Here is a 23,034-nt window from a genome sequence, read left to right on the forward strand (position 1 = left end):
AGGGAGGTGGGAAGTCGGTGATGGGGGTGCCCCCGCCGGATCAGCAGGAGGCCGTCTACGACAGGCGATGGGGGCTGCGGTCACGCGACGTGTCTGACGGTCTTGGTCACTGCGAGACGTTCCAGGAGGTCGTTGGCGACTACGGCCGTCCGCCGCAGGTAGCCCAGAGCCTGGCGGTGGTTGGCTGGCAACTGCTCGAAGTTCAGGGTGTGGGCCCGCTCGATGAGCCAGACCACCTGGGCGTCGTCGTTCCTTGCTGCGCCGGCGATCGTGACGAGTCTCGCCAGGCCCTCCTGCAGACGCTCGGCGATCTCTTCGAACTCGGCCTCGGGCGGGTCCTGGTCGGCAAGGACGTCACCGATGTCGTCGAGGATCTCGTCCAGCGGCTTCACGTCACGCAGCAGCTTGGCGATGCGGGCCAGACCCTCGGCGTCCAGGACCGGTGTCCACTCCTGGGCGAGGTGTGCTTCGGAGCGGTGTATGGCGGCGATGGCGGGTGAGTGCATCAGCGGGTTCCGGTGGGGAGTGTGCACCAGGTGCAGGTGCCCTTGCGGCCCCAGTCGTCGGCGAGGAAGGTGACGAGCTGCATGCCGCGTCCGCCCTCGTCGTCCGGACCTGCCTCCCGCACCTCCGGACTGCCGGAGGAGTGGTCGTCCACCTCGATCAGTACTCTGCCGTCGGCGTCGCAGGTGAGCTGGAACGAGACGGTGTTGGCGTTGCCGTGGACGATCGCGTTGGTCACGATCTCGCTGACCAGCAGCTGCACCGTCCCGACCGTGTCGCGATCCCTGATGCCGGCCTTGCCGAGCACGGCCTTCGTCACGCGGCGCGCGTTCTCCACGTGCCGTGGGTCGGCATCGAACGACATCACGGCGTGCGCAGCTCTCATCGGCCCACTCCAAGTCACCGTCTCGTCAACCGCCTGACTGGTGTTGTCGGCAGGAGCCGGTAAGCGACCGGAGGAGAGGGCCGGAGCGCGGTGTGCCAGTGGCGTAATGAGCACGGGGATTCCCTCCAAGATCGTGGAAGAGCAAGCCCTGACCGAGACGGGACTTCGCGTTCTTCTCGTGCCGCTGTTGGCTGCGGCAGCGCTGCGGCGGTTCCACCTAGAGCCATGCAGTGCGGGAGCACTGAGCTGTTCGTTGCTCGCTGCCTCAGCTGAGCGCCTTCCACGCCTCGGCACTGGCTGGCCAGTCCGCCGGGCCTGGACTCATCGCGTGCTCGATCAGCTTGCCGAGCAGTCCCCGCACGGTTACCGGGGCGGCGCGGTCGTCGTCAGGCGACGTACACCCGCCACTGTCGGCTTCCGAGCACAACGCTGGGATCGGCGAGTGGTCACCACGGCCACAAGCACGACGAACACCGTCAGCCCGGAAACTGGATTGCCGAAGCGGCCGTTCGCTGCACCAAGGCGCCTCACGGTCTTCATCCGGGTGCTGTCAGGCGTTGAAAGTGGTGGCACAGCGCTATGACGGAGCGGGCGAGGAGTGTGGCGTGGCGTAGAGGGCCGAGCGAGCTGGGGTCGGCCGCCAGCCGACGTCGCGCTTCGCCTATTCCTGCTTGAGCGCATGCCACATCCCGTGGCGTGGCTACATCGCATCGCTGTTCCAACTCCGGGATAAGCAGGTTGAGGTGCCCGCGAAGTTGAAGAGCGAGCAGGACCAGTGCTTCGCCGACGGGAGGCTCGGCGACATCGTCGAGCAGGGCGGCTGCCGTGTTGGTCATCGTGGAGATGTCGAGCGGGAACGTACTCTGCGTCGCCGGAAAAGTGGTCTCGTCCATGGCGTGCTCCCCGGCTCGTCGGTGATGAGGTGTCACCAGCGTGGGGCGCGGGGAAGGGGCTAACTGTCACTCTTCAGTGACACCCGCCGGGGCGGGCGTGACACTCGTCAGAGACCGATCCACGCGGCCATGCTGTCCAACGTGTCCGGGGTTGTGCGGCGCTTGTGCACCAGACCCTTGATGGTCTCGCGCGCCCCAGGGTGATAGCGGGTCTGCTGCGGGGCCAACTTCCGCGCCGTCACCAGGTCTTCCAGCGCCGACTCGGTACGCCCGATCTCCATCTCCGCGCGTGCCTTGTCGACGTAGAAGTGAGCCCGGCGGGACAGGGGCCACGAGTTCGGCATCGTCACCGCCGCCGCGTCGGTGACCGCTTTGCCATAGTGGCGCAGTTCTACATCAGCCGACACTTCGTGCAGTTGCACATTCGTCGGGCCGAAGCTGAGCCAGTGAACGTGACCCGCCTCGCCCGTGTGGCCGGCCAGGCGCCGCGCTTCCGCCAAGTGCGTCATGACTGTTGTCTTGTCCTGGGCCCGTGCGGCGATCACGGTGGCTCCGAGATGAAGCTGCCCGGAAACGGCAAGAGACTCCACGGTCTCGTCGGCGTCGCCGATGAGACTCTGGCCGGCGGCAATAAGCCGGAGTCCGATGGTGTGCTCGCCCTCGCGGAAGTAGACCAAGGCCCTCATGTACTGGCGCACGGCGGCGAGGAGGGGATCGGAGGCGCGCTGCGCTGCCCAGTCCATTCGAGCGAGGGCGATGCCCGACAGGTCGAAGTAGCCGAGCTTGACCGTGATGTCGTGGGCGGTGCGGTAGGTCGACGCGAGGGAACGCCACAGTTCCGTCGTGGGGTTTCGGTGCGCGACGGTCGTGAGCTCCGCGATAACCGCAGGCAGTGCGGTGGCCGCCTTGTTGAGCTGGGTGGCACGGACCTGGCGGCAGAGGTCGTCCGCCGCAGTGATCAACTCCTGAACGCTTCGGGGGCGGAGGTCGGGGTCGGCGCCGAGGTCGTAGAGATCGAGGGATTCGCGGATGGGGCGGATGAGTTCGGCGAGCCGGTCCTGCTGGAGTTCCGTCACGTAGGGCTGTCCTGTCAGGGCGGTGACGTCGATACGAAGTGCCCTGGCGACGGCCGACACGAGGTCTGGGCTCGCGTTCTTGTGTCCCGCTTCGACCTGATGGAGCAGGCTGTATGAGTAGGGAATGCGCCCGGCGAGGCCGCGTTGTGTCAGCTCGGCGAGTTTCCTCTGGTCGGCGATGCGGGTGCCTGTGTGCTCATCCTTGGGCATACGGGTCTCCGTTCCTGACTCGTCATTTGGAACGGTACTCGCGCCGGCCCCTGAGCCGACCGGTTCCCGGCTTTCGTATGTGGTCGACTGGACGGCATGACGAGGACTTTGTACCTGTTCGGCAGCGCGGCGCCTCCGGTGTTCGACATCGCACACGTGGTGACTGAAGCGCAGGAGCGTGGTTGGGACGTGCGTCTCGGGTCGACACCGACGGCGGCCCGTTGGCTCGGTGATCAGTTGCCCGCGCTGGAGGAGCGGACGGGCGGCCCGGTCCGGTCCGAGTACAAGCTGCCGGGCCAGCCGGACGTCTGGCCGAAAGCGGATGCGATCCTCGTCGCGCCGGCCACCTTCAACACGATCAACTCGTGGGCGCTGGGGATCACTTCGAGTTTCGTCGTCGGGGTGGTCGCCGAGGGTATCGGGAAGGGCATTCCGCTGGTGACGATGCCGTGCGTCAACGCGGCGTATGTGCAGCATCCGGCGTTCCACCGGTCGTTGGAGACGCTCCGCGGCGCCGGGGTACGGGTGTTGTACGGCCCCGGAGGGTTCGAGCCGAACCAGCCTGGCGAGAAGAAGCAGTATCCGTGGGCTGCGGCGCTGGACGCGGCGAAGGCAGTCACGGGCTGACGCGTCCGTCACCCGCGGCCGACTGCTCGACCTCGCACGACAGGACCCCCGGCAGCACGCGGAACGGGCGGCTGATGAGATCCGTACGGCACTCTCCTCGCGCGGTTCGGAAGCAGGCCGCTCCCACGCGCTCGACCGGATTGGCCTCGCTGAATGCCGTTTCCTCGTCGGTGACGTCGGCGGCGGCGCGGAGGAGACCCGCCGCGCGGTCGCCGCAGCAAGGCTCACCCAGTCCGGCCGGGTCCGTACACAACTCGGGCAGCTCTACCCGTACACCGTGGGCCACCAGGCGTCGCGGTCAGTTCGCGAGGCGCGGGATAGTATCCGCGACCTGCTGTCGAGCTGAGGAGGACGGCGTGACGACGCTGGCCGTGACCGGACACATGGACCTGACCGAGGAGAGCGTGCCGCTCGTACGGTCCGCACTACGTGACCTTCTGGAGCCGTACCGCGAGGACTTGACCGGGGTGTCGTGCATCGCCGCCGGGGCCGACGCGCTGTTCGCCGAGGAAGTCACCGCGCTCGGCGGCCGGCTTGTCGTCGTGATCCCCTCCCGGGACTACCGGGAAACGAAGGTGAAACCGGCGCATGCGGCGGTCTTCGACCACCTCGTTGAGGCAGCCGTGGACGTGGTGACGATGCCTCACCAGAAAGCGAACCGGACGGCCTACGAGGCGGCGAACAGTGAACTGCTGACGCGCGCGGACCGGCTCGTCGCGGTCTGGGACGGAACTCCGCCGTCGGGCAAAGGCGGGGGCACCGCTGACACCGTCGAGGCGGCACGCGCAGCGGGACTGCCCGTCGACGTCGTGTGGCCGGACGGCGCGGCACGCCGGGCGTGACGAAAGCCCCTTGTCCGGCCCGGAGGCTGGCAAAGGGCGCCGAGCCGGTGAGCGGCTATTCCGGTTGGTTGCTGGAGGCCACCCAGCAGAGGCACGATTCCGCGCCGGCCACGATGGGGACGGCACTTACCTCGGGACTGTCCCAGGGGTGATGCGTCGGCAGATGTGCTTCGAGGGCTGGGTACCGGTCGGAGCGGGTCTTCATGAGGAGCTACCACTCTTCGCCGGTGCCGAACTCTCCGTTGTGCCAGAACATGGATGTGACGGGGCCGATGATCTGCGCTCCGGGCCAGGCGCTCGCGCACGAGTGACTGCGCGAGCTGGATGGCCTGTTCACGGGTCTCGGTGGCGGTGGACCCCTGGACGAGGTCAGTCATCTCGAGGAGCCTACGCGGCGCTCGATATCGCCCGAAGACACGCCTGAACGCGTGCGTGATCCCCGCCGGGTCAAGGATGGAACGCATGCCTGATCAATGAGCATCGAAGTCAGGATCATGCCCAGCGTTTCCGGCTTCGCGGACAGGCCAGCCTTGGAACCCCCCGTCCGAACCGCCCCTCAGTGATGGCTGAGATGTCGCAACGTTGCGCAGCTGTCCGTTGACATCGCACCCAGTCGTTTTGCCATCGAACCGAGCCCTACTGATTCCGGCATGCCCCCGACCGCAAAAAGCTGGCGATCTATAGACCGCTACGTCATCGCTATCGACAACTCAGACCCCAGTCCGCAACGCTATCTATAGCGATCGATAGAGACCACATAGAGTGCTGAAGGAGGGTTCTTGTGCGGATCACCATTGAAGGCGCGAGCGAGGAGTTCGAGCGCAAACTGCTCGACCTGCTCGCCGAGCATCGAGAACTGGCCGTCTCCGTCGACACCGCATGGGACGTCGACAGGGCGATGGTCTTCCTGAACACACTCAATGAGGACGCCCGCTTGTTCGTGCGCCTGGTCGTAGAGTCCGACGGCCATCTGGAGGCCGCCGTGCTGCGCGAGGCATTCCCGGGCGGACTGCGCGGCCCCACCGTGGCCCTGACCTACGCTCTCAAGCGCGGCTACAAGCACGGCTGGTGGCCCGAAGGCACCGAGGCGCCGGTCACCGTGGTCTACGGCGGCGGCCCGCAGGACGGATGGCGGCAGGCATCGGCCTACGAGATGTCCGGTGAGGATCTGCCCGTCTTCCGCGCCGCCCTCGCCCACTACGACGCCACCACATCCCGGCCCCCTTGGGACGAGGAGGCACCGTCCGCATTCGCCGTGCATCCAGGCTGGGCGGCCGACGCTGACGCACCGAGGGCGCTGTACGACGATCGCCGACCGCACCCAACTTCCCGGACGGAGCAACCAGATGAACGGGGGTTGCGCGGCTAACCCCCGCCTGCCGCATAGTCGGCGCGGCCCGTCGCAGTGGTGGGCCCTACCCGCCTCGCAGGAGTGATGCCGCCGTGTCCGCGCTCTTCGACAAGTTCCTGATTCCGACTGCAGTCGGTCTGGTCGTCACCGGTCTCGCCGCCGCAGCCGGCTGGCTCTACCGGCGTCGCCGGACCACCCCGACACCTCCCCGCGTGCTGCGTCGCTTCAGGCTGCTGGGCACCACCGGCGCCGACGGCACCCCTCTGTACTACGAGACCACCCGGGCCCCCGGCAGCGTCGTCATCCGCCGGGTCGGCAGCCTGCCCCAACGCTTCGAGCTGACCGATGCCCCGCTCGGCGACGGCACGTACGCAGCCGAACCCCTCGACCACCTGTAGGACGACCAGAGCATGGAGTTTGTGACCGCGAGCGCCTTCGGGCAGGGCTGCCCACCAGCACTTTCACCGCCCGCGATTAGGTTCCCAACCAGCCAGCCGAGACGTCTGCGTTCGCTGTCAAACGACTGGGTTGAATGACAGCGGACACAGTTCGCCGGGGGCAGACAGGAAAGCTCCCGCAAGGACTGGCGATGATTCCCAGAGGCATGTCAACGTAGACGACCTTGCCCGGAGGCTCAGGTCAGCGAGGCGAAAACCCAGGCCCAATAATCTCGGAGCGCTGTCCGTGATCATTCGCCGCACACAGTCTGGCCAAGGGCATTCGGCGATGATCACCGTCAAGGGCCGTTCCGTTTCGGAACACGGAGACCGTACCGACGTTCAGAACTGGGCACATGGCCAGATCAGTTGCTGAACGACCCGTGAACGTCCCTGGGGCGAATCAGCCAGGCCAACACCCCGCTCGGACCTGGTGATGGCCGTCATCACGAACGCCGTAGAACTCCGCGACAGCCCGGGGGGAGGGGGGACGCGGTTAAGACCAACAACTCTTCAGAGGTCGAGCAATCGCCTACAGCGAGGATCCCGGGCGGACGACCTGATTCTCACCCCCCCCATGCCGCCCCCGGTCGGCGGTATGTCGTTCCGAATCCCAGCCTTGGAGGCGCCTCTGTATCCCGAGTTCCCGCCTGAACTGCCCACCCCGTCCGTCCCCTCGGGAGCGCAGGCGTTCTGGGCCGCTCCCCGGTATCTGGCCGGTGACGACGGACGTCTCTACGAGATGGTGGCCGACGCCCTCACCGGGCTGGGCTGGGCGAATCTCACGGTTGTCCGTGGCAGGCGCGAGCCGGATGAGGCTTCGGAGGACCGGCAGGTTCTGCGCAGTACCGTCCTGCATGTCAGCCCCGACACGCTGCGTTGGGCCCAGTGGGTCCTGGCGGACGAGCCGTTCCTTCTCGGGGAGCTGCCGGTCGCCTGGCAGGTCTCCGCCCGTGAGGACGCCAGCACCCCGCTCGCTGCGTGGTCCGCCTACTTCACCCCTGGCATCCCAGGTGAGGTGCTCGGCGACTTCCTCCTCGCTCTGAGCAACCGCGAGCAGCCCACGGCCGCGTCCGCCGGTCCCGAGCTGGTCCTCGACGCGCTCACCGCGCGCGGCTGGCTGCGCGACGTGGATCATCCCCGTTCCGGGGCGGTGGACCCGATGTTCATCACGTGCGTGAGCCTCGGTGAGGTGCCGCCGCTTATCCAGGATGGTGACCCGCGTGCCTTGACCGTGGCGGCCGACGAGGCGGGTCCGGCCGGGTGGCAGGCGTGGGCCGAACCCACCTTTGGCGCACCGTACTTGTGGGCGGCTTCGTTCTCCGCCGGTGTGCCGCAGGATCTCGTTGCGGCATTTGCAGCATCCCTTGCCTCGTCGGCGCCGGTCCTGCGCCGGGTGCTGCCCGAGAGCACCAAGGACCGGCTCCTGCGCGCTCCGGCCGACTGACGGGCAACGTCGTCGTCCACGCCCAGGGAGACAGGGGCTGCTCTCCGCCGGTCCGATGCCAAGCCCGCCGACCGTTTACCTCGGTCTGAACCGGCCGATGGTGGGCCGGGTTCACACCGGGGAGTGGTAACTGCGCAGCCCCGCATGCCGTTTCGGCATGCGGGGCTGCGGTGCGTGTCTGTGCGCGGTTGTGGTTCAGGCGGGCACGCGGCGGCCGTTGGGGCTCTGGCAATCGCCTGCAAGGTTGGCGGCCTGATCGGCTGCTATGTCAGTGCCCGCCGTGCAGTCGGCGGCTGTCGGCGTGTGCGGTTAGTCCTTCGTGTGGCGGGTGAGGTGTTCGGTTGAGTTTCCGTTGGTGGCGCGGTATTCGAGGGTGTCCTGTGCGGTGACGATCGGGACGAGGCGTTCGTACTCGGCGTAGTCCTCGTCGGTCATGATCTTGATGGCGTCGGCGACCACAGCGTTCTTGGGGAGCTGGTCGAGGTACTTCGTGACGAGGGCGACGAAGTCGTCCCGCATCGCGTCGACTTCGTCCAGCCACTGGTTCTCGCGCCGTATCTGCTGGCGTGCGGCGGCCCCTTCTTCGGGGGTGATGGTGCTGATCAGGCGTTGCTCGGCGAGGGTGAAGGGACGTCCGTCGCGGTGGTACGGGGGTTCATCTCGGCGGCCGTGCCAGTCCACGTCGGCGAGGAGGGCGACGACGTCGGGGCGGATGTGGGCTGGGGCATGGGCGGTTCCTTGTGCGGTGTCGTGCGGATGGGGTCTGAGCTGGTGAGCGGTTCGAAATGACTCGGGTGGTGCCCGGGGGATGAGATGCCTCCATGACTCGGTGGACTTGGCGTCCGGGGGTCAGTGGCGGGTGCGGGGCCTGCCGGGCTGGGGTGCCGGGCCTGGGGTGGGCTGTGGTGCCGGCGGTGTGGTGCGGGGTGTCTGTGCGGTGTGGGTGGTTTGTTGGATGCGCCAGGCGAGGAGGCGTGCGGGGTAGCGGGGGTCGTTGAGGGGGCGCTGGGCAACGGCGCGGAGGGTTTCGACGGGGTCGAGGCCACGGGTGGCGGCGCGGGCGAGGGTTGTGGCGAGCGCGTCCCAGTCGGGGGCGTTGAGGATCGTGTCGGCGTGTTCGGGCAGCACGATGCGGACGGTGTGTTCGTACCGGAGCCGGACCGCCGGGCTGGTGGGCGCTGCGCTTTTGACGGTGGCCAGGGCGCTGGTGGCGGCCTGGTCCGCGGCCACGTGGAGGTGGGTGAGGGCGTCGCGGGTGGCGGTGACCTGCTGGTCGTGGTGGTGCAGGTCGTGCCATCGGAGGGTGGCGGCGGTGGCGAGGACGATCGTGTCGAGGAGCAGGGCCAGGAGCGTGCCGTCGGGGCTGCTTGGTGGTGGGGTGCGGAGCATGGCCTTGACGGCTGCTCGCAGGCGGGCGGCGTGGTGGTTCCCGGCCTGGACGCGGGAGCGGGAGGCGCGTTCGAAGGCCGCTGCCGCCCGCCGGAGTTCCTCCCGGTAAGGGGCGGGAGCGAGCAGCGGCAGGACGTCGAGGGTTTCGCCGAGCGCGGTGATGTGGGCCTGCGCGGCCGGCGCCCCGTCGTGCGCGAGCGCACGGGGAATGTCCTCGATGGCGGTGATCGCGTCCTGCCACGGGCGCGCGGTGGCAGTTGTGCCGGTCAGCCGTTCGCTGACCCGGGGCCACGACAGGTCAGGGGAGAGCTTCGACCCGGAGTACCAGATCGGCTCCGCCCCGCTGTTGATGTCACCTTCGAGGGCGAGCGTGTAGCCGCGGACATCGCCGGAGGGGAAGCGCTTGACGTCGACGAGCACCCCCTCGGTGTGCTCCAGCAGGGTGAGGAACTCCTCCGTGCTCGTCGCGGCGGCCACCGCCGTGCGTGCTGCCGCACGCAGAAACTCACGGGCCGTTGTGTTGTGGCCGGCGCGCTTGGCTTTCTCCTGCTCGGCGCGGGTGGGGCGTTTGGCGGCGGTGCGGTCGCCGCGTACGACCTGGTGCAGGCCGTAGTGCTTCTCGACGGCGGCGAGTTCACGGTCGGCGGTGAGGTAGTCGTTCCAGTGCCGGGCGCCCCGCAGGTCCGCCCGGACGGTGGTGGCGGCGATGTGGATGTGGTCCGGTGCGTGCCGGACGGCGACCCACCGGCACCCGTCCGGATCACCCTCGGGGGCAATGCCGGTGGCGTGAACGACGCGGCGGGCGACGTTGGCCCACTCCTCGTCCGTGAGGATGCGGTCGCTCTCGGCGGCGCGGACCGAGCAGTGCCACACATGCTTCTCAGGGGCACGGCCCAGCCGTCCGGCCTGCTTGACGTGAAGGTCGAGATCCGCGACGAGGAGCTTCCTGGCGGTGGCGGAGTCCTCGGCGCGGCCGGGATCCGGGGCGAAGCCGTCGAAGGAGCCCACCAGGTGTGGGTCGGTGTGGCCCTTCGCCTTCTCCGTGTCGAAGAGGTAGCGGATCAGGCCGGCGGTGCTCTTGCCGCTGCTGATCTTCGCGATCAACGGGCCGTCTTCCTTGTCACGGCCTGGTTCGCGGCCTGCGCGATGTCCCGCACGGCCGCGCCTGCGGCGGTCAGGGTGTGCTCGGTCTGGGCGAGCAGGGTGCTGTCCCCAGGGTGTGGGTGGCCGCCGGAGTTGAGTTTCTTCGCGATCTGGTTGACGTTGCGGCCGATGTGCGCGACCTGGGCGCGCAGCGCGTTGAGTTCGTCGATGTAGTCGTCCAGCGAGGTTCGCTGGCCGGGCAGGGCGAGGTCACCGTTCACATGGGCTATGACGACAGCGCCGACGTAATGGGCGGCGGCGATGTTCAGCGACGTGGCCATGCCGAGGATGCCGGTCTTCTCACCGACGCTGTAACGAACGTCGACACGCTCTTTACGCTGCTCGTCTTGGCGCTCGCGGCGTCGGGCAACACGGTGCAGCGCGGCTTGATCAGCAGCACGCGGCAACGACACAACGGAAGACGTAGAGACGTCAGTTGGATCGTCCCGCTCGGGCGCCCCCTGGTGCCCGGGCCCCTCCGCCACCCCCGGGGCGGAGGGATCCCCGTTGGACCGGCCCTTGGACGGTCCAACGGGATACCTTGCTCGCGTTGAGGTCGGTGCGGTCGTCATCTCCCCTTGAGGGGCGGGCTGTTCGCGGTGCTGGTCAGTCATGGTGCGGAACTCCGGGGTCGGTGAGTGATCGGGCTGGGTGTCATGCGCTGGCGGGTCAACCGGTGGGCTGTGAAGCCGGGGGCGTCGGTGGAGCAGAGGCTCTGAGTGGCGGGCGGAAGGGGCGGGGAGGGTCCGGTCACCGGAAGTCCGGATCTACTTCCGGACTTCCGGTGATTGAGAGATGTGAGGCGGTCACCTGGACCGCTGGGCCGAGGGACGCGCTGAGCCCCGCTCCTTCTCAAGCACCTTGATGACCTTCAGCAGGCGCTCGTTGGAGGCTTTGCGCCCCTGAACGTTCCGGATCTCGTCCGTGATCTCGTCGCGATCGATCCCACCGAGCCGTTCGACCACGGGGCGGGCGATGGCCAGCAGCTCGTCAAGCGAGGCATTCGGAGGCCGCCCCGTGCGCCGAGGCGAAGGCGCCCCCCGTGCCGGAACCGTGTCGACCACTTCCGGCCCACTACGGGCGGGAGTGCTGGATATCTCGGTGAGTTCAGGACGCCCCAAGCGCGACTCGCTCTCCACCAGCGTCGGGGGCTCGGCGGGCTGTTCGGGAATCGTGCCCGGATGCGCTGTTGGCTGGTCGACGCCTTGGTGGATCTGCCGCATCAGGACTCCGAAGGCGAGCAGGGCTGCGGTCGGGGGTACTGCGGCGACGACGTAGTCGAGCAGCGGCACGGTGCTGGTGTTGTCGGTGCTGCTGACGCCTGCGACGTTGAGGGCGATGGAGCCGACCGATCCGGTGGCGGTCAGGGCGATGGCCCATCCGTCGGTGACCCTGCGCAGGCCGGCGCGGAGCATGAGGAGTTCGCCCGCGACGATGAACGCGTCAACGGTCGCCGGCCAGGCCCACTGACGCGTGGGCGAGCCGCCCAGCCCGTGCTTCCCTGCCACCTCCGCGAGGTGCGCGTAGGACAGCCAGAACGCCCCGACGGTCAGGGCCACGATGACGGCACCCGCAGCGGCAAGGGCGTACCGCTCGGCAGCGTGCTTCGTCACCCGCCGGCCATGGTTCGTCGCGCCGGTGGTCTGGTGGGGGTGAACGGATGAGTCAGGCAAGCGGGAACACTCCAGGTGGGCTAGGGGTGGCGGTTGTGAGCCGAGGGAGGGGCCCGGCCGCCATGGGGGCGGGACTCGTACCACTCGTTGCGTGCCTGGTCAGGACAGGTACGGGTGGAGTGGTGATGTCGAGTCGACTCGTTGCGGGGCCTTCACTCGTCCCCGCGCTGACCTGGGCGGGGACGGGTGCGACGGGACGTTCCGGGTCAGGGAGCGGTCCCGGGCAGCCGTTGCGCCGTGACCGGAGCCGGGGGTGCCGGTTCGGGGCAGTAGCGGGCCCAGGCGTCGAGGAACTGGTTGCGCGCGAAGCCTTTGGCCTGGGTGCCGTCGGGGAAGCGACGGTTGGCCGAGCTGATGCCGTAGGGCTTCAGGAGCAGTTGCAGGCCGCGCGGCGTCAGACCGCCGGCACCGTACTCCGCCCACGGCGCTTCCCTGTCCGCGTTCAGCGCCTCCAGCAGGCGCTTGGTGGCCAACACCGCCGGGTCGCACTCGGCGCCGAAGGCCCGGCGGATACCGACCAGCAGGCGGGTACGCAGACCGCCTTCCTCGTCCTGCCCCGCCTCATAGTCGCTCATGATCCGACAGGCGACGCGGACCAGCGCGGGCCAGTCACCTCCGGCGAGGTCGGCGACGATCACCAGCGGCTCCCACGTGTCGGCCGCGCGGTCCTCAACCGGCATCACCGGTTCCCGGTCCGCCGCCAGCGTGCCGAGGGGCTGGAGCCAGGAAGTGAGGCGGTCGCGCAGGGCGTGGAGCGCGGGGGTGTCGCGGTGGGTGCGGAAGGCCGCGACCTTCTCTCCCGGTGCGCGGCGGCGCATCCGGATGACGACCGACCGGTCCATGATCGTGTCCGGCAGGTCGTCGATTCCGGCAAGGGCTGCCATGGCGAAGGTGGGGAACGGGGTCGGCTTGTGCTCGGGTCCCGAGACCCGCAGCGTGGGCCGGTTTCGCTGATGCCCGGCGTTCAGCAGACCACGGAGGTCCTCGTTGCGCTCCGCCGCCTTCGCGGTGCCGAAGAGGGTGTCTGCCTCGTCGACCAGGAGCGTGGGCGGATTGTCGTCGGTGATCGACCGGAAGATCGCGGCAGGGCTGGCGTTGACCGTGATCAGGCAGTTGTGCACCGTCTCGGTCAGCACGTCCAGCAGCCGTGACTTGCCGCACCGCTTCTCCGGAGCGACCACCGCCAGACGCGGCGCGTGCTGCCACGCCGGCTGCAGATGCGACGCCGCCACCCACAACGTCACCGCCGTGAGAGCCTCCGCCGAAGGCAGGATCACGTACCGCGTGATCTGCGCCTGCAGATCGGCCAGTACCTGTGCCCCTTCGGGCAGCGGCGTCGCTGGAGGCTCGTCGTCGCGGTCCTCGTCCGTGGGAGGCACGGTGGAGTTGACGGGCTGGCCGGGTACGGCGACCGGAGGCCACGGTGGCGTCGCGTCACGGTGAGACGGGGTCTTCGGCTGGGGTTCGGTCATACTGGGCATCAGCTCCTCTGCTTGCGGGCCATATGGGACGGCAATCCCGGTTTCCGCAGGTTGATCGCTAGGGATGGCGGTTGAGAGGTTGCGGTTGAAGCCCCCGGCCTTGCCGGGGGCTTCGTTCATGGACGGGGCTGTGGCGGGTCAAGAGGCAGGCGGCTAGGGCTGGTTGGGTCGCCGCCTCGGGCGAATCCAAGACAGCCACAACCACCCCGGACAAGTCCAGCATTCGCCAGAGAAAGCGGACAGCTGTCGGCGAACACCTTCTGCGCGGCTTGCATATAACGGTAGACCCGAAACGCCGGTCGACAAAAAAGCCCGAGCATCGGCAAAGCCAGAAGCATCACATCGAAGATATCTTGCGCAGCCGTCGTGACCCGAGCTACAACACATAACCCCACGTCAGGCCATACCCCGGCGATCGAATCCACCACTCATGGCCGCGCCCTCAGGAGTCCGGCTCAACTCCCTTCCACGGTGAAGCGGGGCGCAACATAGCCGCAGAACGCCGGTTCACCAAACCGGCGAACGCGAGGTACACCTTTGGTCATGGAAAACAGACGCTCGCAATGTGCCCGGAAGGAATTCAGGGTCGCAGCACCGTTGAATTCCCCCGCGCTCAAAAAGGCATCGGCCAGCGCCAACTCGGCCACCGAGGAGGCGCTTTGGGCAGCCCGATGATCAACACCACCGTGTCCCCAGGCGGCTCGGCCAGTGAGAACGGCCCCAGCAGCGACGCGTAACTCAACTCCCTTCCCTGGCAGACAAACAGGGGTGGGTGCCCGTAACCAACCGCCATCCCGTGCGATCGACCACGCAGGCCGGCATTGCCGTGCCACATGCCTGCGAAGAGAGGACCCCGCCTTGCGCCGGCCAGCGATACCCCATGGCTCCGCTCGGACCACGCGTGCCGCGAAGGAGGTGACGCTGCATGGCTGACCGCCTCCTCACCGTGGACGAGGCTGCCGAACGACTCGGCACAGGCGTGCGCTTCGTCCGCCGCCTCGTGGCCGAACGCCGCATCGTCTTCGTCAAGGTCGGACGCCACGTCCGCATTGCCGAGAGCGCTCTCACCGCGTACATCGAAGCCCACACCGTTCAGCCCGCACGACGGGGTCGGCCGAGCTACGGCAGGGCCGCCTGATGCCGCGCAAGCCGCAGCGGCGGCGCGCGTTCGGCAGCGTGCGCAAGACCCAGTCGGGACGCTTCCAGGCCCGCTATTGGGCTCCGGACGGTGTACGGCGCTACGCGCCACATACCTTCGAGACCAAGACGGAGGCGACGACCTGGCTCACGCTGACCCAGGCGGACATAGAGCGCAAGCACTGGACCGACCCCGACGCCGGAGCGGTCAACTTCGAGGACTTCGCCGACAAGTGGGTTCGGGAGCGCGGCCTCGCGGCGACCACCGAGGATCTGTACACCCGCTTGCTCAGGCTCCACATCCTGCCCGCGTTCGGCGCGTGGGACCTGGACGACATCCAGCCGGCGGATGTACGCGTGTGGCGAGCCGAACGACTCAAGGCGACCAACGGCGCCAAGACGACAGTGGCCAAGTCCTATCGTCTGTTGAAGGCGGTGCTCCAGACCGCGGTCGACGACGAACTCCTCAAGAGCAATCCGTGCCGTATCAAGGGCGCCGGCAAGGAGGAGGCGGACGAGCGCGATGTCGCCGAGATCCATCAGGTCTACGCGCTGGCCGAGGCGATCGGACCGCGCTGGCGCATCATGATCTTCCTGGGCGCCTTCGCGTCCCTCCGCCCTGAAGAACTCGCGGAGCTGCGGCGCGGTGATATCGACCTCGACGAAGGCGTCGTGTGGATCAGGCGAGCCGCACCGGAGCTGACCAACGGCCAGAAGGTCGTGGGGGCACCGAAGTCGCGCGCAGGGAAGCGGGCGGTTTACCTGCCCGACTTCGTGGTGCCCGAGCTGCGTCGCCACCTTCAGTGGTTCGCCGAGAAGGAACCGGACGGACTGCTCATCGTCGGCGAGCGCGGAGCCGCCTTGCGCCGGTCTTCCTTCGGGCGCAAGTGGCGCAAGGCGCGGACTACGGCGGGTCTGCCGGACAGCTTCCGCTTCTACGATCTCCGCCACACCGGCAACACCCTGGCGGCTGACTCGGGCGCGAAGCTCAAGGACCTCATGGTCCGGGCGGGCCAGTCCAGCCCGAAGGCACAACTGATCTACCAGCACTCCAAGAAGAAGCACCAGCGCAAGCTGGCGAAGACCATCGACGCCGAAGTCCGGCAGCAGCGCGGCGAAGCCGCCGGGCAGGCCCAGGCAGAGACGCGGAAGCACTCCGGCTGAGGTCGTCGCGGTGTGGCGGAGGCGGGACCGCTCAGCAACAGCGGTTCTGTCTCCGCTCCGTGCTCCCGGCGGAGTTTGCGGGCAGCCGCATCGCTTTCGCAATGCCGCAACGCCTCACCCTCCTGTGACCCAGCTCACAGGAAATGCGTCTCGTCATTCGAGAAGTTCAGCGCGGAAAGGCTCGCGCGTCGCGCGAGACGTCGCCGAAATCGCGCTTCTGCCAGTAGAAAGGGCTGGTGGAGGGCTGGCGAGACAAGAAATGGTCTAGACAACAAAGGAGGCCCAAGTCGCTGACTTGGGCCTTCGTCGTGGAGCGGGTGACGAGAATCGAACTCGCGCTCTGAGCTTGGGAAGCTCATGTTCTACCATTAAACTACACCCGCGAGGCGAGCCGCTGTGCGGCTTCGCATCGTCGGACACTCTACCTCATCGCGGGCCCCGGGCGTATTGCGCCGTGGGGCCCGTGGTGTTGCCGGGTGGTGTGGGGGGTGCTTCGGGTGGGTGGGGTGTGGTGGGGGATGTGGCCGGTGGGGGCGGGAGTTGGGGCGTAGGGTCGGGGGCGGAGTGCCGTTGACGGGTGGCTTCCCTTCATCCCCTAGTGTGGGCTTTCGTCCGCATTTGTTGGGGAAGGGACTTGATGGACTTGATGGAGCGCACCGTCGTCCGCTGTGCCGAAGGGCATGTGTTCAGTACCGCCACGTTTCCGATGCAGCAGCTCGACTCCGGGCGCATCGGCCCCGGGCGGCTCATCCGGTGTCCGCGGTGTGCGCGGTTGCGGCATGCCGTGCCCGTGGAGCGGGTGGATGGGGCGGTGGAGGCTGTGAGGGTGGACGCGGCGGCGGTGGAGGCGCTGGCGGTGGAGCGGCACTGACCGTGGTGGTTCAGGCGCGCGGGGCCGCCCGATTGGGGTGGGCTCGCGCGCTCTGCGTATCCTCGGGGCGTGCTTCTCTCAGACAAGGACATCCGGGCCGAGCTCGACTCCGGACGCGTACGCCTCGAACCGTATGACGCGTCGATGGTGCAGCCCTCCAGCATCGACGTGCGGCTCGACCGGTATTTCCGGGTGTTCGAGAACCACCGCTATCCGCACATCGATCCCGCCGTCGAGCAGGTCGATCTGACGCGTACCGTCGAGCCGGACGGCGACGAGCCGTTCATCCTGCACCCCGGGGAGTTCGTGCTCGCGTCGACGTACGAGGTCATCTCGCTGCCCGACGACATCGCCTCCCGGCTGGAGGGGAAGTCCAGCCTCGGGCGCCTCGGGCTGGTGACGCACTCGACCGCGGGCTTCATCGACCCCGGGTTCTCCGGGCACGTCACGCTCGAACTGTCGAATATGGCGACGCTGCCGATCAAGCTCTGGCCCGGGATGAAGATCGGGCAGCTGTGTCTGTTCCGGCTCAGCTCGCCGGCGGAGTTCCCGTACGGCTCCGAGAGGTACGGCTCGCGGTATCAGGGGCAGCGGGGGCCGACCGCGTCCCGCTCGTATCTCAATTTCCACCGGACACAGGTGTGATGCCGGCATGACCGAGCCCCGAGAAAACCTCACCTACGAGAAGTTCGGCCGCGCCGTCCGCGAGCTGGCGCAGACGATCGCGGACGACGGGTACGAGCCCGATGTCGTCCTGAGCATCGCGCGCGGTGGTGTCTTCGTCGCCGGGGGTCTCGCCTATGCCCTGGACTGCAAGAACATCCATCTGGTCAACATCGAGTTCTACACCGGCGTCGGGACCACGCTCGCGATGCCCGTCATGCTCGCGCCCGTTCCCAACGTCATCGACTTCTCCAACAAGAAGGTCCTCATCGCGGACGACGTCGCCGACACCGGCAAGACGCTGAAGCTGGTGTACGACTTCTGCATAGACCACGTCGCCGAGGTGCGCAGCGCCGTCATCTACGAGAAGCCCCAGTCCCTCGTGAAGTGCGAGTACGTCTGGAAGCGCACCGACGACTGGATCAACTTCCCCTGGAGCGTCGAGCCGCCTGTCGTCCGCCGCAGCGGGCAGGTCCTCGACGCCTGACGTCCGGCACATCGCGAAAGGGCCCGGCATTTCTGTCCGGGCCCCTTCTGTGAGCCGTGTGCCGTGTGCTGTGCGCTGTGTGCCTTCGTGCTGCCAGGTGCGGCTACAGCGTGCCCAGCTTCAGCAGCGACAGCAGCGCGATCAGCTGAATCGCCGACGCGCCCAGCGCCTTCGGCCACGGCAGGTCGTGCGACTTGCTCACCATCACCGTCAGCAGCGCGCCCGCCGCGATCCAGGTGAGCCAACCGAGCACCTGCACCAGTGAGTTCTCCCCGCCCAGGAACAGCGCGAAGACCAGGCGCGGCGCGTCCGTGATCGACATGATCAGCATGGACAGGCCCACGGTCGGCTGCCAGGCGCCGTCGCCGCCGAGCTGGCGGGCCAGGGTGTGAGTCACCGCGCCCAGGATCAGACCGCCGATGACGAAGGCGACGCCGGTGGTCAGTACGTACGGAATGGCCGTGGAGAGGGTCGCGTTGATCGCGTCCTCTCGGGCCGTGTCGAAGCCGAAGATCGCCAGCAGGCCGTAGAGGAACGTGACGATCAGGGCGGGGCCCCAGACAGGGTAGTCGCGCATCCCCAGGAACGTCTGGGACGGGCGCATGACGACGCCGCTCAGCAGTTCCTTCCAGTGCAGCCGGGGGCCCGCGGGGGCCGCGGCCGCGCCGGCGCGGTAGGCGGTGCCGTCGCCGTACGGGTCCTCGTTGACGCTGAACGCCTGCGTATGACCGGCGTTGTTGGCGTACGGGTCGCCGGACTGACCGCCGTGCCCGCCATGTCCGCCGTGTCCGCCGTGACCGCCCTGCGGGGGCTGCCCGTGCGGGCCCTGCTGGCCGTACGGGTCGCCGAAGTACTCCGGCTCGCCATGACCACCGCCGTGCCCGCCGGCGTATCCGTTCGGTGCGCCGCCCGTGGGAGGCCACTGCTGCTGCCCGTACGGGGGCGCGGCTTGGTGCCCGCCCCCGTAGCCCGGGGGCGGCGGCGCCTGCCGTCCATACGGCTGTTGCTGCTGCCGCTGCGGTTGTTGTTGCGGGGTGCGGTTGTCCCGGCCGCGTCCGATCCTGAATCCAGCCACGCGATCGAACGTACCCGCTTCGGGCGGGCGGGGCTGCTGAGGTGGGGAAAGGGAGGTTCTTTGCGGCCGAGCTGTGACATCCCCTAGGGGAACCCTATGGGGCCTGCCCCCGGCCCGTCCGTGGCCTGCCCCCCGCCTCCCCGTGGCCCGCTCCCGGCCCGTCTGTGGCCCGGTTCCGGTCCGTCCGTGGCCCGCTCCCGGTCCGCCCGCGGCCCGCCCCGTGCCGTGCCGTCCGTGGCCGTCCGTCGCCTCGGACTAGCCGAGGAAGATCGATGTACTGAACGTGATCACCGGCCGGCCGGCCCCCGACGCGTACAGCGCGATCAGATCCGTCCGCTGCCCCCGGTGGGTGCGCGTCACCAGGTCCTGGCGCTCGTCCCCGCCCGGGTCCCCGGTGAACTCGGCCGTGCTGAGGAGTTCCGTCACGGCCCGGCCGGACCCCGACGGGAGTCTGGGCGGGGTCGGGAACCGTACGGCCTTGAAGCGGTACGCGCCCCCCTCGCGCGTCGGACCCTCCGGGCCGCCGAGCAGCAGCCCGCCCTTCGCCGCGCCGCCGGGCGTGCGGGCCCAGGTGTGGTGGAGGAGGTCGTCGTAGCCGTCACCGTTCACATCGGCCTTGGGCGCGGGCGCTTCGAGGACCGGGCCGCCGCCCGGGATCGGCGCGGAGGCGGCGCGCGGGGCGCCGGTGCGGCTGAAGGGTCCCCTGAGGTGGCTCACCTGGCCCGCGCTCGCGGTCACGGCGAGGTCCGTCGCGCCGTCGCCGTCGAAGTCGCCGCAGACGGGGTGGTCGGGCCACTCGTTTCCGGCGCGGGCATCGGTGGGGATCCGGAGGACGACCGCCCTGGCGCCGGTCCCGTCACCACCTCCCGTACCGCGCGCGCCGAGGCCGTCGGGACCGCCGAAGAGGATCTGGAGCGGAACGGGAGGGGCGCCGATCCCGTCGTACGGCGGGTCGGTGGCGACGATCAGATCCCCGAACCCGTCGCCGTCCAGATCGCACGCGGCCTCGGCGTCGAACGCCGCGGGCAGGGTGCCGTCGACGCGGGCGCCGTGCTTCCGCGGGCTGAGGAGCTGGCGTACGGCCGGATCGAGCCCGCGGGCCGCGGCGGTGCCGTACACGATCCCGATGCCACCGTCCTCGCCGTAGGTGTCGCCCGGGGCCCTGACCAGGTCGTTCAGTACGAGGTCACGGTGGCCGTCGCCGTTGAAGTCGTCGGGGAGACGGCTGCCCTTGCCGCGCGGTACGGTACGGCCCGGGGCGCCGGAGCGGCCGGAGAACGGGGCGGTGTCGCCGTTCTTGCGGGCTGCCGTGCCCTTGGGCCGGTCCCGGCCGTCGCCCGCGGACCGGTCGGAGGACGTGGAGGACGAGGAAGCGGAGCAGCCCGACAGCAGCAGTGCCGTGCAGACAACCGCGCACACCGCCGCGCACGCGGCCCCACGGACCCTGCGCCTTGCCACTGACGAAGCGGGAGCCGGAGCCGAAGCCGTCGTCGAAGCCGTCGTCGAAGCCGTCGTCGGCTCCGTTGCCGGGGGTATCGCCTGGGCCGTCGTCGAAGCCGTCGCCGTCACGCGTACGCGCATGCTCCACCCGACCCGTCCGCCCGATCCGCCCGGCCCCTCGCGCCGGCTCCAGTCGTCACATGGTGCCCCAGTCCTCGCCCGCCCGGCCCCGGCCCCACGCGCCGAGCGGCCGGACCCGCCCCCGAGGCAGATCCGGCCGCTCTCCGACGTACGGCGCCCACGGCGCCCACGTCACGTACGCCCGCCCACTCCTACTTCACCGGCTGTGGCTCCGGATCCGGGTCCGGGTCCGGCGCGCTCTCCCGCTCCTCCGAGCCCTCCGGCCCCGCCGGCGTCCGTACCGAGTCGAGCAGCAGCTGCGCCACATCCACCACCTGGAGAGACTCCTTCGCCCGGCCGTCGTTCTTCTTGCCGTTGACGGAGTCGGTGAGCATCACCAGACAGAACGGGCAGGCCGTCGACACGATGTCCGGGTTCAGCGAAAGGGCCTCGTCCACCCGCTCGTCGTTGACGCGCTTGCCGATCCGCTCCTCCATCCACATCCGCGCGCCGCCCGCGCCACAGCAGAAGCCGCGCTCCTTGTGGCGGTGCATCTCCTCGTTCCGCAGACCGGGCACCTTCGCGATGATCTCGCGCGGCGGTGTGTAGATCTTGTTGTGCCGGCCCAGGTAGCAGGGGTCGTGGTACGTGATCAGACCCTCGACCGGTGTCACGGGCACCAACTTGCCCTCGTCCACGAGGTGCTGGAGCAGCTGCGTGTGGTGGATGACCTCGTACTCGCCGCCGAGCTGCGGGTACTCGTTCGCGATCGTGTTGAAGCAGTGCGGGCAGGTCGCGACGATCTTCTTCGACGACTTCGGCTTCTTCGTCGTCTCGTCGTCATCGTCCTCGCCGTACGCCATGTTCAGCATCGCCACGTTCTCCTGGCCGAGCTGCTGGAACAGCGGCTCGTTGCCCAGGCGGCGGGCCGAGTCTCCCGTGCACTTCTCGTCGCCGCCCATGATCGCGAACTTGACGCCCGCGATGTGCAGCAGCTCCGCGAAGGCCTTGGTGGTCTTCTTGGCCCGGTCCTCCAGCGCGCCGGCGCAGCCGACCCAGTACAGGTAGTCGACCTCCGTCAGGTCCTCGATGTCCTTGCCGACGACCGGTACTTCGAAGTCGACCTCCTTCGTCCACTCCAGGCGCTGCTTCTTCGCCAGACCCCAGGGGTTGCCCTTCTTCTCCAGGTTCTTGAGCATCGTCCCGGCCTCGCTCGGGAAGGCGCTCTCGATCATCACCTGGTAGCGGCGCATGTCGACGATGTGGTCGACATGCTCGATGTCCACCGGGCACTGCTCGACACACGCGCCGCAGGTGGTGCAGGACCACAGCACGTCCGGGTCGATGACGCCGCCCATGGCGGCACCGCCGTCGGACGCGGCCTCCAGCGTCCCGATCAGCGGGCGCTCGGCCTCGGCGAGGGCGGCGGCGGGCACCCCGGCCAGCTGCTCCTCGGTGGCCTTCTCCTCGCCCTCCATCGTCTTTCCGCCGCCGGCCAGCAGATACGGCGCCTTGGCGTGGGCGTGGTCGCGCAGCGACATGATCAGGAGCTTCGGGGAGAGCGGCTTGCCCGTGTTCCAGGCCGGGCACTGCGACTGGCAGCGGCCGCACTCCGTGCACGTGGAGAAGTCGAGGAGGCCCTTCCAGGAGAAGTGCTCGATCTGGGAGACACCGAAGACGTCGTCGTCGCCCGGGTCCTCGAAGTCGATCTCCTTGCCGCCGCTCGTCATCGGCTGAAGGGCGCCGAGCGCCGTCCCGCCGTCCGCCTCGCGCTTGAACCAGATGTTGGGGAAGGCGAGGAAGCGGTGCCAGGCGACGCCCATGTCGGTCTTGAGCGCGACCGTGATCATCCAGATGAAGGATGTCGCGAGCTTGATCAGCGCGACGAGGTAGACCAGGTTCTGCAGGGTGCTGAGGCTGAGCCCGTCGAACGCCGCGACCAGCGGGTACGAGACCAGATACGCCGCCTGGTACGAGTCGACGTGGTGCAGCGCGCCCTCAAGCCCGCGCAGGACCAGGATCGCCAGGCCGATGACGAGGATGACGGCCTCGACGAAATACGCCTGGCCGAAGTTCGAGCCCGTGAAACGGGACTTGCGGCCGGCGCGGCTGGGGAGCGAGAGCTGCCGGATGACGATCAGGGTCAGGATGCCGAGGGTGGTGAGCAGGCCGATGAGCTCGACGAAGACCTCGTACGGCGTCCAGTCGCCGATGACCGGCAGCAGCCAGTCGGCCTGGAAGAGCTGCCCGAAGGCGTTCACCAGGGTCAGTACGAGCGAGAAGAAGCCGACCGCGACGAACCAGTGCGCGACGCCGACCACGCCCCAGCGGTTCATCCGGGTATGGCCGAGGAACTCCTTGGCCACGGTCAGGGTGCGCTGGGCGGGCTCATCGGTCCGCTTGCCGGCGGGGACGGGCTGACCGAGCCGTACGAAGCGGTAGATCTGCGCGATGGCTCGGCCGAACAGCGCCACACCGACGACGGCGAGTACCAGCGACACGATGATCGCGGCGAGTTGCATGGGGGCTCCTCGGGCCAACTGCTGCTGCTCAGCACTGCTTGACGCTGCACTGCCAATGCTGCTTACTAAGCGGTAACTTAATCGTTTCGTGCTGAGG

The 23,034-nt window shown here is 68.7% G+C and carries 25 protein-coding genes and 1 tRNA gene; 10 read left to right on the forward strand and 16 right to left on the reverse strand.

Annotation, left to right across the window (positions count from 1 at the left end):
- Nucleotides 1-80: 80 nt before the first annotated feature.
- From ACZ7LS_RS15195 to ACZ7LS_RS15210, 4 genes are all read right to left on the reverse strand, one after another.
- Nucleotides 81-506: a DUF6415 family natural product biosynthesis protein gene (locus ACZ7LS_RS15195; protein ID WP_385131247.1), complete on the reverse strand. Its 426-nt coding sequence runs from the start codon at nucleotides 504-506 to the stop codon at nucleotides 81-83.
- On the reverse strand, nucleotides 506-889 hold the full coding sequence (locus ACZ7LS_RS15200) for an ATP-binding protein (RefSeq protein ID WP_385131250.1): 384 nt from the start codon (nucleotides 887-889) through the stop codon (nucleotides 506-508). Before ACZ7LS_RS15200 ends, ACZ7LS_RS15195 begins: the two co-directional genes overlap by 1 nt.
- A gap of 536 nt (nucleotides 890-1,425) precedes the next feature.
- Complete coding sequence (locus ACZ7LS_RS15205) at nucleotides 1,426-1,782, reverse strand: DUF6415 family natural product biosynthesis protein (RefSeq protein ID WP_382694829.1); 357 nt, start codon at nucleotides 1,780-1,782, stop codon at nucleotides 1,426-1,428.
- Between the two features lie 107 nt (nucleotides 1,783-1,889).
- Nucleotides 1,890-3,068, reverse strand: coding sequence for a helix-turn-helix domain-containing protein (locus tag ACZ7LS_RS15210; protein ID WP_385131253.1), 1,179 nt, complete (start codon nucleotides 3,066-3,068; stop codon nucleotides 1,890-1,892).
- A 96-nt stretch (nucleotides 3,069-3,164) separates the two neighbouring features.
- Here ACZ7LS_RS15210 and ACZ7LS_RS15215 point away from each other — a divergent pair, with 96 nt between their 5' ends.
- Entirely contained in the window at nucleotides 3,165-3,695 is a 531-nt protein-coding gene (locus ACZ7LS_RS15215; RefSeq protein WP_385131255.1) for a flavoprotein, read from the forward strand.
- On the opposite strand, the gene ACZ7LS_RS15220 is transcribed toward ACZ7LS_RS15215, so the two are convergent.
- Entirely contained in the window at nucleotides 3,685-3,981 is a 297-nt protein-coding gene (locus ACZ7LS_RS15220) for a hypothetical protein (RefSeq protein WP_385131258.1), read from the reverse strand. The genes ACZ7LS_RS15215 and ACZ7LS_RS15220 overlap by 11 nt on opposite strands.
- Before the next feature lie 70 nt (nucleotides 3,982-4,051).
- Between ACZ7LS_RS15220 and ACZ7LS_RS15225 the strand changes: the two genes are divergently transcribed.
- A complete protein-coding gene (locus ACZ7LS_RS15225) occupies nucleotides 4,052-4,537 on the forward strand; it encodes a hypothetical protein (RefSeq protein ID WP_385131261.1) in 486 nt (161 codons plus the stop codon).
- Nucleotides 4,538-4,592: 55 nt separating this feature from the next.
- Here the strand turns inward: ACZ7LS_RS15225 and cutA are convergent, their stop codons facing one another.
- Nucleotides 4,593-4,742: a divalent cation tolerance protein CutA gene (gene cutA / locus ACZ7LS_RS15230; RefSeq protein ID WP_385131264.1), complete on the reverse strand. Its 150-nt coding sequence runs from the start codon at nucleotides 4,740-4,742 to the stop codon at nucleotides 4,593-4,595.
- A gap of 576 nt (nucleotides 4,743-5,318) precedes the next feature.
- Between cutA and ACZ7LS_RS15235 the strand changes: the two genes are divergently transcribed.
- The 3 genes from ACZ7LS_RS15235 (at nucleotide 5,319) to ACZ7LS_RS15245 (ending at nucleotide 7,772) form a co-directional block, all read left to right on the forward strand.
- Nucleotides 5,319-5,906 (forward strand): hypothetical protein, encoded by a 588-nt coding sequence (locus tag ACZ7LS_RS15235; RefSeq protein ID WP_385131267.1) that lies wholly within the window; start codon nucleotides 5,319-5,321, stop codon nucleotides 5,904-5,906.
- 74 nt (nucleotides 5,907-5,980) lie between these two features.
- Entirely contained in the window at nucleotides 5,981-6,286 is a 306-nt protein-coding gene (locus tag ACZ7LS_RS15240; RefSeq protein ID WP_385131270.1) for a hypothetical protein, read from the forward strand.
- A 658-nt stretch (nucleotides 6,287-6,944) separates the two neighbouring features.
- The gene (locus tag ACZ7LS_RS15245) at nucleotides 6,945-7,772 is read left to right on the forward strand and encodes an SPDY domain-containing protein (RefSeq protein WP_385131273.1); all 828 of its coding nucleotides are present in this window, start codon (nucleotides 6,945-6,947) and stop codon (nucleotides 7,770-7,772) included.
- A gap of 309 nt (nucleotides 7,773-8,081) precedes the next feature.
- On the opposite strand, the gene ACZ7LS_RS15250 is transcribed toward ACZ7LS_RS15245, so the two are convergent.
- The 6 genes from ACZ7LS_RS15250 to ACZ7LS_RS15275 all read right to left on the reverse strand — a co-directional run bounded on the left by ACZ7LS_RS15250 (nucleotide 8,082) and on the right by ACZ7LS_RS15275 (nucleotide 14,105).
- Nucleotides 8,082-8,453, reverse strand: a complete 372-nt coding sequence (locus tag ACZ7LS_RS15250; protein WP_385131275.1) for a hypothetical protein — start codon at nucleotides 8,451-8,453, stop codon at nucleotides 8,082-8,084.
- 168 nt (nucleotides 8,454-8,621) lie between these two features.
- Nucleotides 8,622-10,265, reverse strand: a complete 1,644-nt coding sequence (locus ACZ7LS_RS15255) for a relaxase/mobilization nuclease domain-containing protein (protein ID WP_385131278.1) — start codon at nucleotides 10,263-10,265, stop codon at nucleotides 8,622-8,624.
- Nucleotides 10,262-10,585: a plasmid mobilization relaxosome protein MobC gene (locus tag ACZ7LS_RS15260; RefSeq protein WP_385131281.1), complete on the reverse strand. Its 324-nt coding sequence runs from the start codon at nucleotides 10,583-10,585 to the stop codon at nucleotides 10,262-10,264. The genes ACZ7LS_RS15255 and ACZ7LS_RS15260 overlap by 4 nt, the downstream gene beginning before the upstream one ends.
- A 525-nt stretch (nucleotides 10,586-11,110) precedes the next feature.
- Nucleotides 11,111-11,917 (reverse strand): DUF2637 domain-containing protein, encoded by an 807-nt coding sequence (locus tag ACZ7LS_RS15265; protein ID WP_385131284.1) that lies wholly within the window; start codon nucleotides 11,915-11,917, stop codon nucleotides 11,111-11,113.
- A gap of 266 nt (nucleotides 11,918-12,183) precedes the next feature.
- On the reverse strand, nucleotides 12,184-13,449 hold the full coding sequence (locus tag ACZ7LS_RS15270; RefSeq protein WP_385131287.1) for a DUF3631 domain-containing protein: 1,266 nt from the start codon (nucleotides 13,447-13,449) through the stop codon (nucleotides 12,184-12,186).
- Between the two features lie 464 nt (nucleotides 13,450-13,913).
- Complete coding sequence (locus ACZ7LS_RS15275) at nucleotides 13,914-14,105, reverse strand: hypothetical protein (protein ID WP_385131289.1); 192 nt, start codon at nucleotides 14,103-14,105, stop codon at nucleotides 13,914-13,916.
- A gap of 278 nt (nucleotides 14,106-14,383) precedes the next feature.
- Between ACZ7LS_RS15275 and ACZ7LS_RS15280 the strand changes: the two genes are divergently transcribed.
- Both ACZ7LS_RS15280 and ACZ7LS_RS15285 read left to right on the forward strand, forming a co-directional pair.
- The gene (locus ACZ7LS_RS15280) at nucleotides 14,384-14,596 is read left to right on the forward strand and encodes an excisionase family DNA-binding protein (RefSeq protein ID WP_385131292.1); all 213 of its coding nucleotides are present in this window, start codon (nucleotides 14,384-14,386) and stop codon (nucleotides 14,594-14,596) included.
- The gene (locus ACZ7LS_RS15285; protein WP_385131295.1) at nucleotides 14,596-15,759 is read left to right on the forward strand and encodes a tyrosine-type recombinase/integrase; all 1,164 of its coding nucleotides are present in this window, start codon (nucleotides 14,596-14,598) and stop codon (nucleotides 15,757-15,759) included. The genes ACZ7LS_RS15280 and ACZ7LS_RS15285 overlap by 1 nt, the downstream gene beginning before the upstream one ends.
- Before the next feature lie 309 nt (nucleotides 15,760-16,068).
- On the opposite strand, the gene ACZ7LS_RS15290 is transcribed toward ACZ7LS_RS15285, so the two are convergent.
- A tRNA-Gly gene (locus tag ACZ7LS_RS15290) sits at nucleotides 16,069-16,142 on the reverse strand.
- A gap of 254 nt (nucleotides 16,143-16,396) precedes the next feature.
- On the opposite strand from ACZ7LS_RS15290, the gene ACZ7LS_RS15295 reads away from it, so the two are divergent.
- The 3 genes from ACZ7LS_RS15295 to ACZ7LS_RS15305 all read left to right on the forward strand — a co-directional run bounded on the left by ACZ7LS_RS15295 (nucleotide 16,397) and on the right by ACZ7LS_RS15305 (nucleotide 17,780).
- Nucleotides 16,397-16,630 carry a hypothetical protein gene (locus tag ACZ7LS_RS15295; protein ID WP_382524347.1) on the forward strand — a complete coding sequence of 78 codons (234 nt, stop codon included), beginning with the start codon at nucleotides 16,397-16,399 and terminating at the stop codon, nucleotides 16,628-16,630.
- A 69-nt stretch (nucleotides 16,631-16,699) separates the two neighbouring features.
- The gene (gene dcd, locus ACZ7LS_RS15300) at nucleotides 16,700-17,275 is read left to right on the forward strand and encodes a dCTP deaminase (protein WP_129769924.1); all 576 of its coding nucleotides are present in this window, start codon (nucleotides 16,700-16,702) and stop codon (nucleotides 17,273-17,275) included.
- Nucleotides 17,276-17,282: 7 nt separating this feature from the next.
- A complete protein-coding gene (locus tag ACZ7LS_RS15305; RefSeq protein ID WP_129769923.1) occupies nucleotides 17,283-17,780 on the forward strand; it encodes a phosphoribosyltransferase in 498 nt (165 codons plus the stop codon).
- Nucleotides 17,781-17,883: 103 nt separating this feature from the next.
- On the opposite strand, the gene ACZ7LS_RS15310 is transcribed toward ACZ7LS_RS15305, so the two are convergent.
- The 3 genes from ACZ7LS_RS15310 to ACZ7LS_RS15320 all read right to left on the reverse strand — a co-directional run bounded on the left by ACZ7LS_RS15310 (nucleotide 17,884) and on the right by ACZ7LS_RS15320 (nucleotide 22,937).
- A complete protein-coding gene (locus ACZ7LS_RS15310) occupies nucleotides 17,884-18,855 on the reverse strand; it encodes a Yip1 family protein (RefSeq protein WP_385131299.1) in 972 nt (323 codons plus the stop codon).
- A gap of 255 nt (nucleotides 18,856-19,110) precedes the next feature.
- The gene (locus ACZ7LS_RS15315) at nucleotides 19,111-20,313 is read right to left on the reverse strand and encodes an FG-GAP repeat domain-containing protein (RefSeq protein ID WP_385131301.1); all 1,203 of its coding nucleotides are present in this window, start codon (nucleotides 20,311-20,313) and stop codon (nucleotides 19,111-19,113) included.
- 314 nt (nucleotides 20,314-20,627) lie between these two features.
- Nucleotides 20,628-22,937, reverse strand: a complete 2,310-nt coding sequence (locus ACZ7LS_RS15320; protein ID WP_382668958.1) for a (Fe-S)-binding protein — start codon at nucleotides 22,935-22,937, stop codon at nucleotides 20,628-20,630.
- Between the last annotated feature and the right edge of the window lie 97 nt (nucleotides 22,938-23,034).

This window comes from Streptomyces sp. NPDC039430 (assembly GCF_055639435.1).